Genomic DNA, 16,114 nt, shown 5'->3' with positions numbered 1-16,114 from the left:
TAGATACGCCTTGTCATTTACAGGGAGTCGATGCGTGATCCGGCACATTGTTTTCTTCAGCGTCAAGCAAGGTCAGGATATCGAGACAGTCAGAAAAGGGCTGGAGCAGCTTGCCACCATCCCGCATTCCGAAGTCTTCGAAGTTCTGCCGAATTCCAGGGTCGATCCGATGTGCGACCGCATCGATCTCGTCGTCTATGCCGAGTTCAAGGATGAAGAAGCGCTTTTCGCTTTCAAGAAACATCCGACCTATGACGCCACGACGCAACTCGTGCGCCCGATGCGCGAATTGCGTTTTTCCGCTGATGTTGTCACTGATAAAGAGTAGTTACCACTCCGCCTGTGGTCGTTCCTGAAGTGGCAGGCCGCCGAATAGATCTGGCTCGGTGGAGATTTTGGCGCGCTCGATATTCAGAAGCTTCAGTTTCGTCGCCGTACCGCCCGCCGCTGAAAACCCGCCGACCTTGCCGTTGGAACCGAGCACCCGGTGACAGGGCACGATGATCGGAAACGGGTTTTTGCCAAGTGCATAACCGACCGCTTGCGACAGGCTCACGTCACCAAGTCGTCTGGCAATCGCGCCATAGGTGGTGGTTTCGCCCGCCTTCAGTTCGAGAATAATCTCGTAAACCTGCCGGTTGAGGTCGGGGAGCGATTCGAACGCTAGCGGCGTTTGCGAGAAATCCGGCGATCCGCCGTCGAGAAGCGCGCGCACTTTTTCGATGGCTTGCGTTACAAAGGCTGGCACATCGGCCTGAGCATCGGAAAACTGTTCGCCCACCCGCTCACCAAGGCGGTAACGGGTTTCTTTCTCGTCCGTATCGCCGATTTCGACACCGATGACTTTTGCGCCGCGCCAGGCAATGCCGCACGGGCCAATCGGCGTCTCAAAGATGGTGATTCCGGATGGTTCCATACGTATCAATATAGCACGGATTTCGCGACGAACGGCGACTGGAAACGATAAGTTGCAACATTTGCAGCGTATGGCGCTGCGAAATGGTTGAAGAACGTTCCGAATAATGATTGTGTGAGCGGGAAGGTCAGGATCGTGGCATGAGAGATTCCATGCCCTTAAATGGCCAAACGGGTCGATATAAGTTTCCGTCGCAGTTTTCGCGAGATCGGAACCGAGGAATTTAAATGGACGATTATGAGCGTTATGCCACGGGGTTAATGATCGTTTTCGGCGCGCTGATCATCGGCGGGCTGATGGCGGCAAACCTTTATCATGGCGACAAGCCGGGTTTTCTCTTCGCGCTTGGTGCAGCCGTCGTCGGCTGGTTTTCAGCTTTCGCCGTTCTTTTCGACAAGCCGCGCGTTTATGGCGTGATGATTGCCGTTGCAATCGGCCTTGTCGCGGCTTCTATCGGTGCCTACGTCACCTGAGAGCCATCAATATTTCGAAGCAATTGAGAGAAAAGCCCCGCAATGCGGGGCTTTTTCGTTGGTTGCGGCCTTACAGATAAGGCGAATAGCACTGGCGGCGCGGACCGTAATTGGGTTGGAACGTATTGTCATAGGCGCGGTATGACCGATAGCGGCTGTAGCACCAGCGGGTATGCGGGTTGCGGCTGCGGTAAGTCGGTGCCGGACGGTAGGCAGGACCCGGACCCCAGTAACGCCGGTCATGTCTGTAATAGGGCCGGTAACGCGGACGGTCGTAGCGCCAATAGCGCCGGTCGTCGCGATAATCGTAATATTGCACCGTTTGCGCAGTAGGTGCCGATGCCTGAGCCGGCGCCGTGGTAGGGGCCGCCATCAGCGAGGGCTGCGCCGCATTGGCTGTTCCGGCAGCGGCGGACAGGCCGATGCCCAGCGACAGACACGCGGCAACAACGGAATAACCAAACCTTTTCATAGGTCTCTCCTAATCAAAGCAATCGTTTATGCGCGTATTTCTGCTCGCCCATTGTGGCGGAGCGGTGGCTTTCGCCAGTCACGATTTCTTCTGTGCTGCAACAGACCAGGGAGGGAACACAGAGCTGCCTGCACCATCGAGCGAGCAGTTTATAGCGAGTACATATAATGCTTCGAGAGCTGAACAATAATTGACATAAAGATATGTTTATGTCATTAAGCGGCCTCCTGCGATTGTGCATATCAGAATACAGGCGGTACTCTTATGGCGTCTTCCCTCGACGATCTTTTCGGTGCAACGGCGGCTCAGCCCGATGGTTCGGAGGTGCTGGCCGCGCTGACCAAAGCGGCGCGCGAGCGTATTCTGATCCTCGACGGGGCGATGGGAACGCAGATTCAAGGGCTTGGCTTCCATGAAGAGCATTTCCGCGGTGAGCGTTTCGGCGCCTGTGATTGTCAGCTTCAGGGCAATAATGACCTTCTGACGCTGACGCAGCCAAAGGCCATTGAGGAAATCCACTACGCCTACGCCATTGCGGGCGCGGATATTCTCGAAACCAATACATTCTCCTCCACGACGATTGCCCAGGCCGATTACGGCATGGAAGAGCAGGTCTATGAGCTGAACCGCGACGGTGCGCGCCTTGCGCGTCGCGCTGCCCTGCGCGCCGAGCAGAAGGACGGTCGCCGCCGTTTCGTCGCAGGCGCTCTTGGACCGACAAACCGCACCGCTTCGCTGTCGCCGGATGTCAATAATCCAGGCTTCCGCGCCGTCACCTTCGACGATCTGCGTGTTGCCTATGCCGAGCAGATCCGGGGGCTGATCGACGGCGGTTCCGACATCATCCTGATTGAAACCATCTTCGACACGCTGAATGCGAAGGCCGCCGTCTTCGCTTCGGAGCAAGTGTTCGAAGAGAAGGGCATTTTCCTGCCGGTGATGATTTCCGGCACGATCACCGATCTTTCCGGCCGCACCCTGTCGGGCCAGACACCAACGGCGTTTTGGCACTCGCTGCGTCACGCCAAGCCGTTCACCATCGGTCTCAACTGCGCACTCGGCGCCAATGCCATGCGCGCGCATCTGGACGAATTGTCGAATATCGCCGATACGTTCATCTGCGCCTATCCGAATGCCGGTCTGCCGAACGAGTTTGGCCAGTATGACGAAACGCCGGAGGCGATGGCTGCCCAGATCGAGGGCTTTGCCCGCGACGGCATGGTTAATGTGGTTGGCGGTTGCTGCGGCTCCACGCCGGATCATATCCGCGCTATTGCCGAGGCTGTTGCAAAGCACCCGCCGCGTAAACCTGCCAAGGTTGCGCCACTGATGCGCCTTTCCGGCCTCGAGCCTTTCACGCTGACCGAGGACATTCCCTTCGTCAATGTCGGGGAACGCACCAACGTGACCGGCTCCGCCCGGTTCCGTAAACTCATCAAGGCTGGTGACTTCGCCGCCGCCCTTGATGTGGCGCGCGATCAGGTCGCCAATGGCGCGCAGATCATCGACATCAATATGGATGAGGGCCTGATCGATTCCGAAAAGGCGATGGTCGAATTTCTCAATCTGATCGCCGCCGAGCCGGATATCGCCCGCGTGCCGATCATGATCGACAGCTCCAAATGGGAAGTGATTGAGGCTGGCCTGAAATGCGTTCAGGGCAAGCCGGTGGTCAACTCGATTTCGATGAAGGAAGGTGAGGAAGCCTTCATTCATCATGCGAAGCTCGTCCGTGCTTATGGTGCGGCGGTCGTGGTCATGGCGTTCGACGAAACCGGACAGGCCGATACCGAAGCGCGCAAGATCGAAATCTGTAGTCGGGCCTACAAGATTCTGACCGAGCAGGTTGGTTTTCCGCCGGAAGACATCATCTTCGATCCGAACATCTTCGCGGTGGCGACCGGCATCGACGAGCACAATAATTACGGCGTCGATTTCATCGAAGCGACCCGGAAAATCATGGCGACCCTGCCGCATGTCCATGTGTCGGGCGGCGTGTCGAACCTGTCCTTCTCGTTCCGCGGCAATGAGCCGGTGCGTGAGGCGATGCATGCCGTGTTCCTCTATCACGCCATTCAGGCGGGCATGGATATGGGCATCGTCAATGCGGGTCAGCTGGCGGTCTACGATGCCATTGATCCGGAACTGCGCGAAGCCTGCGAAGACGTGGTGCTGAACCGCCGTTCCGACGCGACCGAACGCCTGCTGGAGATTGCCGAACGTTTCCGCGATTCAGGCTCGAAGGAAGCCAAGGCGCAGGATCTGGCCTGGCGCGAATGGTCGGTGGCGAAGCGTCTTGAACATGCGCTGGTCAACGGCATTACCGAATATATCGAAGCCGACACGGAAGAAGCGCGCCAGTCCGCCGATCGGCCGCTGCACGTCATCGAAGGCCCGCTGATGGCCGGTATGAATGTGGTTGGCGATCTGTTCGGAGCGGGCAAGATGTTCCTGCCGCAGGTGGTGAAATCCGCCCGCGTGATGAAACAGGCTGTGGCCGTCCTCCTGCCTTACATGGAAGAGGAAAAGCGCCGCAATGCCGAAAATGGCATTGAGGGCGGCGAGCGTCAGAGCGCCGGCAAGGTGCTGATGGCGACCGTGAAGGGCGACGTGCACGATATCGGGAAGAATATCGTCGGCGTCGTGCTGGCCTGCAACAATTACGAGATTATCGATCTCGGTGTCATGGTGCCTTCGCAGAAGATTTTGCAGGTGGCGCGTGAAGAGAAGGTCGATGTCATCGGCCTTTCCGGCCTCATCACGCCATCGCTCGATGAAATGGCACATGTGGCCGCGGAAATGGAACGCGAAGGATTCGACATTCCGCTTTTGATCGGCGGGGCGACCACGAGTCGCGTCCATACGGCGGTGAAAATTCATCCGCGTTACGAGCGCGGCCAGACGGTCTATGTGATCGATGCCAGCCGCGCGGTGGGTGTCGTGTCCAGCCTGCTGTCGCCGGAAGCCAAGGGCAATTATGTCGATGGCATCCGCGAGGAATATGCCAAGGTTGCAGCCGCCCATGCGCGTAGCGAAGCGGAAAAGCAGCGCCTGCCGCTTGCCCGCGCCCGCGCCAATGCGCACAAGCTCGACTGGGACGCATTTGCACCGGTGAAGCCAAGCTTTACCGGCACGAAGACATTCGACGATTACGATCTGGCCGAAATTGCGCGCTATATCGACTGGACGCCATTCTTCCAGACCTGGGAGCTGAAAGGGCGCTATCCGGCAATCCTTGAGGACGAAAAGCAGGGCGAGGCCGCGCGCCAGCTCTGGTCTGATGCGCAGGCTATGCTGACGAAGATCATCGACGAAAAATGGTTCACGCCGAAAGCCGTGGTTGGTTTCTGGCCCGCCAATGCGGTCGGCGACGATATCCGGCTGTTCACCGACGAGAGCCGGAAAGAGGAGCTGGCCACCTTCTTCACGCTGCGTCAGCAGCTTGGTAAGCGCGATGGCCGCCCGAATGTCGCCATGTCCGACTTCGTGGCGCCGGTCGAGAGCGGAAAGCAGGATTATGTCGGCGGCTTCGTCGTCACGGCGGGCATCGGCGAAGTGGCGATTGCCGAGCGTTTCGAGCGGGCCAATGACGACTATTCCGCTATTCTTGTGAAGGCGCTGGCCGACCGTTTTGCCGAAGCCTTTGCGGAACTGATGCATGAGCGCGTGCGCAAGGAATTCTGGGCCTATGCGACCGAAGAAACCTATACGCCGGAAGAACTGATCGGCGAACCTTACAAGGGCATCCGCCCGGCTCCGGGTTACCCGTCACAACCCGACCACACCGAAAAGACCACCCTGTTCCGTCTGCTTGATGCAACGGCGGAGACGGGTGTGGAACTGACCGAAAGCTATGCCATGTGGCCAGGCTCGTCGGTTTCGGGCCTCTATATCGGCCACCCGGAAAGCTATTATTTCGGTGTCGCCAAGGTGGAGCGCGATCAGGTCGAGGATTATGCAAGCCGCAAGGGTATGAGCGTCGGGGAGGTGGAGCGCTGGCTCGCGCCGATTCTCAATTACACCCCCGGCAATGTTACGGACGAAGCGGCATAGCCGACGCAGCTGTCACAACCAAAAGAAAAAGGGCCTCGCACGTTGCGAGGCTTTTTTGTTTGCAATATTTCTTATCCCACGATGGCATAACTGTTTAAAAACAGAGGTTTTGCGAAATTCACGCTGCTTTTTGGAAGCAATCCTTCTGGAGAGAGTTACAGGAAAATGCTATTTAAGGCTGTGCGTTCGAAATTTTGTGAGCGTTAAAGTTGTATTGTGCGTAAGTTATTGAAAACAAAATATTAGGATGGCAGCAATGAAATGGGAATTGTTATGCGATGCCATGCAGTCCGCCGGTAATGCGGACAAATTGTTTGAATATGTAAAAAAATATGCCCGCGAAATCGGCTTTGATCATGTTTCTTATGTCATGTCGGTTCCGTCCTTGAATGGGGCGGTCAAATGGGTGCGTTACGAAGATATGCCGAAAGGCTGGACTGCACTCTATGCCAGCAAAAAATATGTTGAGATCGATCCCCTTGTCCGGCTCGGCCTGCACAGCATCGACCCGCTGGTCTGGTCGCCGAAGCTTTTTGCCGAAACGCCGCAATTATGGGCCGATCTGCAAGCGTTTGGCCTGAAGGTCGGTATTTCACAACCATGCTGGGCGGCACAGGGCGTGTTTGGAATGTTGACATTCCTGCGCAGCGGCCAGCCGCTGACCGCAGCCGAAGTCACAGCCCTGCGGCGTCAATTGCAGATGGTGACCAATCTCCTGCATCTGTCGATGTTCGAACTGGTCAATGTGCCGCGGCTGAATTGCGCCAGTGAAGTCTGTCTGACGGCACGGGAGCGTGAAATCCTGCGTTGGACAAGTGAAGGAAAAACCGCTGAAATTATCGGGGCGATCCTCAATATTTCGACCCGTACCGTCAATTTTCATATCAGCAATGTACTGACGAAGCTTGTTGCAGTGAACAAGGTTCAGGCAGTCGCCAAGGCGCGTACCTTCGGCCTGCTCTGATCCACTCTAAGCCCCACGGCGGTTTGGCCCGTTGGGTGCTTTCAAAAATCTCCCTCCAAAAACCGTTCCATCCTTATCGCGCGCGGCAGAAGATGCCCGGCGGTGGCCGCTCTTTTGAGCAAGAATTTGCCCGGCGTGAACGCTCCAAAACTGCTAAATATCACAATTTTAGTAGGATTTTCCGACATTTACGCCAAAATTCACTTTTTGCCGGCGGCGCAAGTTTGTTCCGGCCTTGTGCGAAAGACCGCAAGTTTTTGGCGCAGGCAATCGCTAATACGCGAAAGCATTCTTTCACTTTTCGGCTTCTTTTCACGACAATGCGCGCAACTTAGCCAGGGTACCGATTTCGCTCCGTCAGAACCGTAATCCTGCTTTCTCGTCTCTATCCGGTTTCCGGGAGTTAATGTCGTGCATCATGCATCCCTGACCAAGAATTTGACGCATCTGCAACGTCTCGAAGCAGAAGCGATTCATATCTTTCGCGAAGTCGCAGCAACCTTCTCCAATCCGGTGATGCTCTATTCGGTGGGCAAGGATTCGTCGGTCATGATGCATCTGGCGATGAAGGCGTTTTATCCCGCACCACCGCCCTTTCCCTTTCTCCATGTCGATACGACCTGGAAATTCCGCGAGATGATCGAATTCCGCGACGCACAGGCGCGCGAAAAGGGTTTCGAGCTGCTGGTACATATCAATGAGGATGGCGTGCGCGAGGGCGTCGGCCCGTTCACCCATGGTTCGAATGTCCATACCCATGTGATGAAAACGGTCGGTCTGCGGCAGGCGCTCGACAAGTACAAGTTCGATGCGGCTTTTGGCGGCGCGCGTCGCGATGAGGAAAAATCCCGCGCCAAGGAGCGCATTTTCTCATTCCGCAATGCGCAGCATGGCTGGGACCCGAAGAACCAGCGGCCTGAAATGTGGAAGATTTACAATACGCGTGTCGCGGCGGGTGAATCGATCCGCGTCTTCCCGCTCTCCAACTGGACCGAGCTCGATATCTGGCAATATATCCTGCAGGAAAACATCCCCATCGTGCCGCTCTATTTCGCCGCCCGCCGTCCGGTGGTGGAGCGCGACGGCATGCTGATCATGGTCGATGACGACCGCATGAAGCTGCGCGATGGTGAAAAGGTGGAAGACCGGCTGGTGCGTTTCCGCACGCTTGGCTGCTATCCCCTGACCGGGGCGATTGAATCTAGCGCCTCCAGCCTTTCGGATATTGTCGAGGAAATGCTGATCGCCCGCACGTCGGAACGTCAGGGCCGTGCCATCGACCGCGATGAAGCCGGTTCCATGGAAAAGAAGAAGCGCGAGGGCTATTTCTGATGAATGCCGTGTTGAAGCCTTCCGTAACCAGCGCAGCGGTGACCGAGTTTCTGGCCGATCAGGAGCGCAAGACGCTCTTGCGGTTTCTCACTTGTGGTTCCGTCGATGACGGTAAATCGACGCTGATCGGGCGTCTGCTCTATGACACCAAGCTGATCTTCGAAGACCAGCTTGCAGCGCTTAAGAACGACAGCCGCAAATTCGGCACGACAGATGACGATTTCGACTTCGCGCTTCTGGTTGACGGTCTGGAGGCCGAGCGCGAGCAGGGCATCACCATCGATGTCGCCTATCGGTTCTTTTCCACGCCGCGCCGCAAGTTCATCGTCGCCGATACGCCCGGCCATGCGCAATATACGCGCAACATGGCGACCGGTGCCTCGACCGCCGATCTTGCCGTGGTGCTGATCGATGCGCGGCAGGGCGTGCTGACGCAAACGCGCCGCCATTCCTTCATCGCCTCGGCGCTCGGCATTCGCAATATCGTGCTGGCGGTCAACAAGATCGACCTTGTCGATTTCTCGCAAGAGGCCTTCGACCGCATCGTTGCCGATTATATGAGCTTCGCCAAAGACCTCGGTTTTGCCAGCATCCAGCCGATCCCGCTTTCGGCCCGCTATGGCGACAATGTCACCAGCCTCTCGCCGCGTATCGGCTGGTATGATGGCCCGCATCTGCTCGAACATCTGGAAACCGTGCGCATCGATACGGAAGCGGCAGCCAGGCCATTCCGCTTTCCGGTGCAATATGTGAACCGTCCCAATCTCGATTTTCGCGGTTTTTCCGGCACGGTAGCTTCCGGCTCGATTGCGGCAGGCGACACGGTCGTCGTGGCTAAATCCGGCAAGCAGTCGCGGGTAAAGCGCATCGCGACCTATGATGGCGATCTGCCCCGCGCCTCGGAAGGACAGGCCATCACGCTGGTGCTGGAAGACGAGATTGAAGTTTCACGCGGCAATATGCTGGTCGGCGCGGAAGCACGGCCGGAAGTGGCGGATCGTTTCGCAGCCAATATCGTCTGGTTCGGCGAGGACGCCTTGCAGCCCGGACGGTCCTATCTCCTGCGCACCGAAACCGACCAGACGCCGGTGACGGTCAGCGAGATCAAATATCGGACCGATGTGAACACATTCGCCCGTGAGGATGCGGCCCATCTGGACCTCAACGAGATCGGCTTGTGCCACCTCCAGACGGCCGACCCGATTGTGTTCGACGCTTACGCCGAGAACCGCGTCACCGGCGCTTTCGTGCTGATCGACCGGGTGTCCAACGCGACAGTTGGTGCCGGAATGATCGACAGTGCGTTGCGTCAGGCGACCAATGTGCATTTGCAGGCTTTCGACCTCGACGGAAAGGCGCGGGCCGCGCAGAAATTCCAGAAGCCAGCGGTGCTGTGGTTCACCGGCCTTTCGGGATCGGGCAAGTCCACCATCGCCAACCGGCTGGAACAGCGCCTGCACGCGCTGGGCAAGCACACTTATCTTCTCGATGGCGACAATGTCCGCCATGGCCTCAACAGCGATCTTGGTTTCTCCGATGCGGATCGGGCGGAAAACATCCGTCGCGTCGGCGAAGTGGCGCGGCTGATGGCCGATGCCGGGTTGATCACGCTGGTTTCGTTCATTTCCCCGTTCCGCTCGGAGCGCGATACGGTTCGCGCGCGGCTGCCGGAAGGGGAGTTCATTGAAATCTTCGTCGATACGCCGATTGAGGAATGCATTGCGCGTGACCCCAAGGGTCTTTATGCGCAGGCGCTGCGTGGCGAAATCAAGTCTTTCACGGGCATCGATTCACCTTATGAAGCGCCAGCCTCGCCGGAGCTGCGCCTCGATACGACGGGGCGCAATGTTGACGAACTGGTCGCGGAAGTAGAAAAGTATCTGGCCGAGCGTGGTATCATCGGCAGTTATGGTAGCGATTCCTGGTCGATCTGAGCGATGAACATTCCAGCCTCTCCCAAAGCAGACCCGAATGGCGCAGCCCTGCTCGCCGTTTTTGAACAAGCAGCGCTTGAGGCTGGCCGGGTCATCATGAAGCATTATGTCGATGGCTGCGCCGTCGAACATAAAAAGGATGAATCGCCCGTCACGGAAGCAGACCGCGCCGCCGAGGCGATCATCCTTGCCGCACTTTCGTCGGTCGCGCCCGATATTCCGGTCGTGGCCGAGGAGGAGGTTTCCGCGGGCCGCCTTCCAGCCCATTTCGGACGGCGCTTTCTGCTGGTCGATCCTCTGGATGGCACGCGGGAGTTTCTGCTGCGCAACGGCGATTTCACAGTCAATATCGGCCTGATCGAAGATGGCGTGCCGGTCACGGGCATCGTCTATGCCCCGGCGCGCAATCTGCTTTTTACCGGCACGGGCAACCGCGCCGAGGAAGCGGAAACCACTGCGGATCACAAGATTGCCCGCCGGCGTGCAATCCGAGCGCGGGAAGGTGCCGCGGAACGCATTGCCGTGTGCAGCCGTTCGCACAACACGCCCGAAACCCAGCGCTTTTTGCAGGCAAATCAGATTTCCGGCCATGTTTCGGTCGGTTCGTCGTTGAAGTTCTGTCTGATCGCGCGCGGTGAGGCGGATATCTATCCGCGCTTTGCCCCGACCATGGAATGGGACACGGCGGCTGGCGACGCTGTGCTGCGTGCCGCAGGCGGCATGACCGCCACCCTTGACGGCAAGCCGTTCGCTTATGGCCAGCGCGCCGGACAGGGCGTGAAGGGCTTCGCCAACCCGCATTTCGTCGCCTATGGCGCGGGCTTTACGCCCGTCTTTCCGGCGGAAGTGCTCTGATCCTGTGACATTTATGAGCAGGTTTGAGTGTGGCGGCAAAAAAACTGCGTCATGCACTTGCGGCATCAAAAATGCAGCGTTATAAGCCGCCTCAACGGTTGCGCCACTGGCTGCGACCGACTGGTTCGGAGTGTAGCGCAGCCTGGTAGCGCACCTCGTTCGGGACGAGGGGGTCGGAGGTTCGAATCCTCTCACTCCGACCATTCAGATGCTGGAAGCTGTTCCCGATTTTTCCAGAAACTCTTCCCTTCGCACATATTTTTCTATTGCTGGCGACCGAAAACCGACATGCGCATGAATTCGCCGTCATATTCGGCAAGCGCCACCAGACGCGCGCGATCGAGAATCTCGACCCGGTTGGAGCGGAACAGGACAAGCCCTTCCTCGCGCAGATCCCGCAACATGCGATTGAGATGAATCGGCGTCAGGCCCAGCGCGTCGGCCAGCTGATATTGCGTCAGCGGACAATAATAGGAATCGGGATCATCGACGCAGCTGGCCTTGACCCGGTCAGACAGTTCCAGGAGCAGATGCGCGGTGCGGACATAGGCGCTGCGGCGTCCGACATTGGTGAGATGCTCGATCAGCATGGCGCGCTGTCGTGACAAAAGCTCGATGAAGATCATCGCCAGACGCGGCACGCGCCGAATGGCGCTTTCAAGCGAAGCCACTGGAATTTCAATGACTTTCATCGGCGTAATGGCCGATATCGTATTGTAGCTATAGCCGTCGGCGGTGCGAAGGCCGATGAAATCGCACCGCATCGGAAAGTCGATGATCTGCCTTTGCCCGCCGGAGAGGTCGCGATAGACGCAGCCCCAGCCGGACACGACCATATGCACGTTTCTGACGCGCTCGCCCTGTTCGATGATGATGGTATCGGTGGTAAAACTGTTCTCGGTGACGACAAGCGAAGCCAAAGCACCAATGGCATGTGCGTCGAGGTCCGCCAGAATCGGCGAAGATTCCAACAAGTCGATCAGCGCCCCCACGGAAGGTGCCGCGATGCCTCTACCACTATGCATAACACTTCCGCACTAAACGAAAGATATAGTTTTATATCTTCCTATTGTTTAAGTCGCTCTTACGGACAAGATAAATTTTCGTACTTGCTAACATAAATTAATGACACGATTGCTGCGAGGTAGCAATATTGGGCCATTGGATGGGGGAATTTCGTTAATATAAGTCATAAGCATAATTTAAATACCGAACCTGTGACGGCGGGAACGGCGGATCACTGTGTAGGAGTAAGTAACCTTCGTGCCGGGGAGACGCGCCGATGTTGGATGCAAGGGGTGCCAGCCTGTGGGCTGTACCGGAAGATAGAGATAATGGAGCGGTCGGTGTCGGCGTTCTGCCGAACAGTGATCGCCATCTGCTGCTTGTGTGCAAGAGCAATCTGGAGCGGGAGTGCCTTTTCAACGGGCTCCTGATGAATGGGCTGAAAATGCCGGTGACGTGCTATGGAGCAATCGAGCAGGCAAAGCTTTTCAGCGGAAGCGCCGTCATTCTGCTGCATATCGGGGCCAAGCGGCTTGCCGATCCGTTCTTTTCCGAGGAGATCCGATCTCTCGTGGAGATGTGGGCGCCATCGCCGATCGTGCTTCTCGCCGAGCGGGAGGAATGGGCGCAGGTCGTGCGGGCCATGGAAATTGGCGCGAGGGGGTATATTCCAACCTCCGTCGATGTCAGGGTCTGCGTCGAGGCGATCCATCTGGCGAGCGCGGGCGGCATGTATATTCCAGCCTCCATGGCTGTCAAAGCGCCGCCGCCCGATATTGACGAGGATGCGCTGGGCGAATTGCTGACGGCACGCGAAATCGAGGTGGTTCATGCGATTCGCATCGGTCGCTCCAACAAGGTGATCGCTTTCGAACTTGGCATGAGCGAAGGCACCGTGAAAGCGCATGTTCATAACATCATGCGCAAGATCGGCGCCGCCAACCGGACCGAAGTGGCCTGCAAGCTGCACAATATGTACAATAACGGCCTGGGAGACGATTGAGCGGTTTCAGACGTCCGGCAGGGCCGGCATATGTGCAAGGCGGTTGCTTTCTCTTCGAAAACAGAGACATTACAGGCTCGCAATTCTAACAAATTCAGCGCGGGCAAAAAATGCAGCTTACCCCTCGTCACAATGCAATTCTGGAACTCGCCCGCCGACAGGGGCAGGTTCTGGTGGACGATCTGGCCGCGGCTTTTGACGTGACGCCGCAGACCGTGCGCAAGGATCTCAACGATCTGTGTCGCGCACGGCTGCTGCGCCGCATCCATGGCGGCGCGCTTTATCCGTCCGGCGTGGAAAATATGGAATATGAGGCGCGCCGCCGGATCGCCGCCCGCGAGAAGGAATCGATCGGCAAGGCCGCAGCCGATATCATTCCGGATGGCGCATCGCTTTTCATCAATATCGGCACCACGACCGAAGCGGTCAGCCATGCCCTCATCGATCACAGCGAGCTGATGGTCATCACCAACAATATCAACGTGGCCAACACGCTGCGCGTGCACACCTCTATCGAAGTGGTCATCGCCGGCGGCGTGGTCCGCTCGTCTGACGGCGGTATTGTGGGCGAGGCGGCAGTCGATTTCATCCGCCAGTTCAAGGTCGATTACGCGATCATCGGCGCATCGGCCATGGATGAAGACGGTGCGCTGCTCGACTTCGATTTCCGCGAAGTGAAAGTCGCACAAGCGATTATCGCCAATGCGCGCCACGTCATTCTGGTGTCCGATTCCACCAAGCTGGAACGCACCGCACCGGTGCGCATCGGCCATATTTCGCAGATCAATACCTTCATCACCGACCGTTGCACCTCGAAGCAGCTGCGCGATCTCTGCGCGGAACATGAGGTGGAGCTGATCGAAACCCTCCCTGTCTGATCCAAAAGCCGCCATGCCGGGCTGCAAATGGCAATTTCTGCGCTTCCGGTGCTCACGTACAAAAAAGTACGCTGCGCTCCGGTTCTCGAAATCACCATTTTCGCCACGGCCTGCCGTTTTTTGATTCAGACAGTCAGCGAGAGAAGTCAAAGCACGGCGGTTTCGTTTATTTTCGCTTTGCTTTCATATTAAATAGTTTTATATTCGCTTTGGTGTTTCTGAGGCGCGTGCTGTCACGCGCCCTAAAATGAATGTTCGAGCGTCTGTCTGCTGCAAGCGCTCTGAAACCGCTTTTAAGGTTTGCCATGGCGCAGGAAGACATATTCGACATTTTCGTTATTGGTGGCGGCATCAATGGATGCGGCATTGCGCGTGATGCGGTCGGGCGCGGCTTTTCCGTCTTCCTGGCGGAAATGAACGATCTGGCGAGCGGCACCTCATCCCGTGCCACCAAGCTGATCCATGGCGGCCTGCGTTATCTGGAGCATTACGAGTTTCGTCTGGTGCGCGAGGCGCTGATGGAACGCGAGGTGCTGTGGGCGAATGCGCCGCATATCATCCATCCGATGCGCTTTGTGCTGCCCTATCACAAGGGCGGCGTGCGGCCCGCGTGGCTGTTGCGGCTGGGCCTGTTCCTCTACGATCATCTGGGCGGGCGCAAGAAACTTCCGGCGACACGCACATTGAATATGCGCACCGACGCCGCCGCCAAACCGCTGAAGCCGCTTTTCACCAAGGCATTTGAATATTCCGACTGCTGGGTCGATGATGCCCGTTTCGTGGCACTGACTGCGCGCGATGCTTCCGACCGTGGCGCGTCGATCCGTACGCGGACCAGAGTTGTGGCGGCGCGCCGCGACAGCCAGGGCTGGACAGTGACGGTCGAAGACACGGAGACTGGACGTCGCGAAGAAATTCGCGCCCGCCTGCTGGTCAATGCCGCCGGTCCTTGGGCCGACAAGGTTTTGCAGGGTGTCGAAGGCGACCGCCAGTTGCATAATGTCCGGCTGGTGCAGGGCAGCCACATCGTGGTGCGCAAGAAATTTGCCGATCCACGCTCCTATTTTTTCCAGAACAATGATGGGCGCATCATCTTTGCAATCCCGTATGAAGATGATTTTACCCTGATTGGCACCACCGATCAGGATTACAAGGGTGACCCCGCCAAGGTGGCGATCACCGAGGCTGAAACCGATTATCTCTGCGCGGCGGCAAGCGAATATTTCGCGGAGCCGGTGCGGCGCGAAGATGTGGTCTGGACCTATTCCGGCGTGCGCCCGCTCTATGATGACGGCGCCAGCAAGGCGCAGGAAGCAACGCGCGACTATGTTCTGAAGGATGATGCGCCAGCCGGTCTTGCGCCGCTGATCAATGTCTTTGGCGGCAAGCTGACGACTGCGCGCAAACTTGCCGAGCACATGATGGAAAAAATCGAACATCATCTGGGCAAAAAGGGCGCGCCGTGGACCCATGGGGCAGCGCTGCCGGGCGGGGATTTTCAGGAAGTTGCTTTCGAAAGCGAGTTGCGGAAAATACAGTCGGCTTATCCATTTCTGTCGCCAGACCATGCGCGTCGCCTGTTCCGGCTCTACGGAACGCGCGTCCATCACCTGCTTGGCAAGGCCGCATCACTTTCCGATCTTGGTCGCCATTTCGGCGCCGATCTCTATGAGGCGGAAGTCACCTATCTCATTGAAAATGAATGGGCTTGCACGGCAGAGGATATCCTTTGGCGGCGCACAAAACTCGGCCTTCGTCTGAATGCGGCAGAAGTAGAGGGACTGAATAATTACCTGCAAGACGAAGAAAAAATGCAATCCCGATTTGTTGCTGGCGCTTAATCGCAATCAAATGTTTGTAATTTTCAATTATTCTTTGACGTGATAGTTTACTAATGTACTTAAAGACTTTTTATACTTAAAAATTTTAAAACAGTACTTTATGAATGCGGTGCGGATGCTGATCGTTTCCTCCCGATACCACTCGGACTGGTGTATTTTTGTCCGGGTGTCATCACTTAGATTGGTTCCGCACCGTTCATGCAATCGTCTCTCACGAGGCGCATACCCCTGACAATACATACCTCCCATCAGTTGACCTTGCGGCCCGGCGGCTCTCTCCGCCGGGCCGCTTTTTCGTCGCTTTGATGATGCGCTTGCCAGTTGTGGGGGAAAAAGCCATTATTCATTGACGAGCATTCCGGCAAGACTGCGCAGCGGTCCTGCAATC

Annotated in this window: 13 protein-coding genes and 1 tRNA gene; 11 read left to right on the top strand and 3 right to left on the bottom strand. The window is 57.2% G+C overall.

Translation table 11 applies throughout. The annotated features are described in order from the left end of the window. Positions 1–34 precede the first annotated feature (34 nt). Positions 35–328, top strand: a complete 294-nt coding sequence (locus tag FIC94_RS07365) for a Dabb family protein (RefSeq protein ID WP_109368204.1) — start codon at positions 35–37, stop codon at positions 326–328. Here the strand turns inward: FIC94_RS07365 and FIC94_RS07360 are convergent, their stop codons facing one another. After that, a complete protein-coding gene (locus FIC94_RS07360) occupies positions 329–916 on the bottom strand; it encodes a methylated-DNA--[protein]-cysteine S-methyltransferase (RefSeq protein WP_140024445.1) in 588 nt (195 codons plus the stop codon). A 227-nt stretch (positions 917–1,143) separates the two neighbouring features. On the opposite strand from FIC94_RS07360, the gene FIC94_RS07355 reads away from it, so the two are divergent. After that, positions 1,144–1,389: a hypothetical protein gene (locus FIC94_RS07355; protein ID WP_006465911.1), complete on the top strand. Its 246-nt coding sequence runs from the start codon at positions 1,144–1,146 to the stop codon at positions 1,387–1,389. A gap of 70 nt (positions 1,390–1,459) precedes the next feature. Here FIC94_RS07355 and FIC94_RS07350 read toward each other — a convergent pair whose 3' ends face one another. Beyond that, a complete protein-coding gene (locus tag FIC94_RS07350) occupies positions 1,460–1,861 on the bottom strand; it encodes a BA14K family protein (RefSeq protein ID WP_140024444.1) in 402 nt (133 codons plus the stop codon). Between the two features lie 264 nt (positions 1,862–2,125). Between FIC94_RS07350 and metH the strand changes: the two genes are divergently transcribed. The 6 genes from metH (at position 2,126) to FIC94_RS07320 (ending at position 11,202) form a co-directional block, all read left to right on the top strand. Beyond that, entirely contained in the window at positions 2,126–5,914 is a 3,789-nt protein-coding gene (gene metH, locus FIC94_RS07345; protein ID WP_140024443.1) for a methionine synthase, read from the top strand. A 256-nt stretch (positions 5,915–6,170) separates the two neighbouring features. After that, the gene (locus tag FIC94_RS07340; protein WP_140024442.1) at positions 6,171–6,878 is read left to right on the top strand and encodes a LuxR family transcriptional regulator; all 708 of its coding nucleotides are present in this window, start codon (positions 6,171–6,173) and stop codon (positions 6,876–6,878) included. 411 nt (positions 6,879–7,289) lie between these two features. Continuing rightward, entirely contained in the window at positions 7,290–8,210 is a 921-nt protein-coding gene (cysD, locus tag FIC94_RS07335) for a sulfate adenylyltransferase subunit CysD (protein ID WP_140024441.1), read from the top strand. Continuing rightward, complete coding sequence (cysN, locus tag FIC94_RS07330) at positions 8,210–10,144, top strand: sulfate adenylyltransferase subunit CysN (RefSeq protein ID WP_140024440.1); 1,935 nt, start codon at positions 8,210–8,212, stop codon at positions 10,142–10,144. Before cysD ends, cysN begins: the two co-directional genes overlap by 1 nt. Before the next feature lie 3 nt (positions 10,145–10,147). Further along, complete coding sequence (gene cysQ, locus FIC94_RS07325) at positions 10,148–10,999, top strand: 3'(2'),5'-bisphosphate nucleotidase CysQ (RefSeq protein ID WP_140024439.1); 852 nt, start codon at positions 10,148–10,150, stop codon at positions 10,997–10,999. A 126-nt stretch (positions 11,000–11,125) separates the two neighbouring features. Next, positions 11,126–11,202 (top strand) — tRNA-Pro (locus FIC94_RS07320). A gap of 60 nt (positions 11,203–11,262) precedes the next feature. Here the strand turns inward: FIC94_RS07320 and FIC94_RS07315 are convergent. After that, positions 11,263–12,024: a Crp/Fnr family transcriptional regulator gene (locus FIC94_RS07315; protein ID WP_121537156.1), complete on the bottom strand. Its 762-nt coding sequence runs from the start codon at positions 12,022–12,024 to the stop codon at positions 11,263–11,265. A 257-nt stretch (positions 12,025–12,281) separates the two neighbouring features. Between FIC94_RS07315 and FIC94_RS07310 the strand changes: the two genes are divergently transcribed. The 3 genes from FIC94_RS07310 (at position 12,282) to glpD (ending at position 15,726) form a co-directional block, all read left to right on the top strand. Beyond that, positions 12,282–13,007 (top strand): response regulator transcription factor, encoded by a 726-nt coding sequence (locus FIC94_RS07310; protein WP_140024438.1) that lies wholly within the window; start codon positions 12,282–12,284, stop codon positions 13,005–13,007. A gap of 110 nt (positions 13,008–13,117) precedes the next feature. Next, positions 13,118–13,885, top strand: a complete 768-nt coding sequence (locus tag FIC94_RS07305; protein ID WP_140024437.1) for a DeoR/GlpR family DNA-binding transcription regulator — start codon at positions 13,118–13,120, stop codon at positions 13,883–13,885. A 305-nt stretch (positions 13,886–14,190) separates the two neighbouring features. Next, on the top strand, positions 14,191–15,726 hold the full coding sequence (gene glpD, locus FIC94_RS07300) for a glycerol-3-phosphate dehydrogenase (RefSeq protein WP_140024549.1): 1,536 nt from the start codon (positions 14,191–14,193) through the stop codon (positions 15,724–15,726). The last annotated feature ends 388 nt before the right edge of the window (positions 15,727–16,114 follow it).

This window comes from Ochrobactrum teleogrylli, assembly GCF_006376685.1.
GTDB lineage: Bacteria > Pseudomonadota > Alphaproteobacteria > Rhizobiales > Rhizobiaceae > Brucella > Brucella teleogrylli.
This window is presented reverse-complemented; position numbering and strand designations above follow the sequence as displayed.

Bases quoted from the DNA above. Each gene is read 5' to 3' on its own strand.
- FIC94_RS07350 (WP_140024444.1), bottom strand. From the start codon at position 1,861: ATGAAAAGGTTTGGTTATTCCGTTGTTGCCGCGTGTCTGTCGCTGGGC.
- FIC94_RS07305 (WP_140024437.1), top strand. From the start codon at position 13,118: ATGCAGCTTACCCCTCGTCACAATGCAATTCTGGAACTCGCCCGCCGA.
- metH (WP_140024443.1), top strand. From the start codon at position 2,126: ATGGCGTCTTCCCTCGACGATCTTTTCGGTGCAACGGCGGCTCAGCCC.
- FIC94_RS07315 (WP_121537156.1), bottom strand. From the start codon at position 12,024: ATGCATAGTGGTAGAGGCATCGCGGCACCTTCCGTGGGGGCGCTGATC.
- glpD (WP_140024549.1), top strand. From the start codon at position 14,191: ATGGCGCAGGAAGACATATTCGACATTTTCGTTATTGGTGGCGGCATC.
- FIC94_RS07355 (WP_006465911.1), top strand. From the start codon at position 1,144: ATGGACGATTATGAGCGTTATGCCACGGGGTTAATGATCGTTTTCGGC.
- FIC94_RS07310 (WP_140024438.1), top strand. From the start codon at position 12,282: ATGTTGGATGCAAGGGGTGCCAGCCTGTGGGCTGTACCGGAAGATAGA.
- cysN (WP_140024440.1), top strand. From the start codon at position 8,210: ATGAATGCCGTGTTGAAGCCTTCCGTAACCAGCGCAGCGGTGACCGAG.
- FIC94_RS07360 (WP_140024445.1), bottom strand. From the start codon at position 916: ATGGAACCATCCGGAATCACCATCTTTGAGACGCCGATTGGCCCGTGC.
- cysQ (WP_140024439.1), top strand. From the start codon at position 10,148: ATGAACATTCCAGCCTCTCCCAAAGCAGACCCGAATGGCGCAGCCCTG.
- FIC94_RS07340 (WP_140024442.1), top strand. From the start codon at position 6,171: ATGAAATGGGAATTGTTATGCGATGCCATGCAGTCCGCCGGTAATGCG.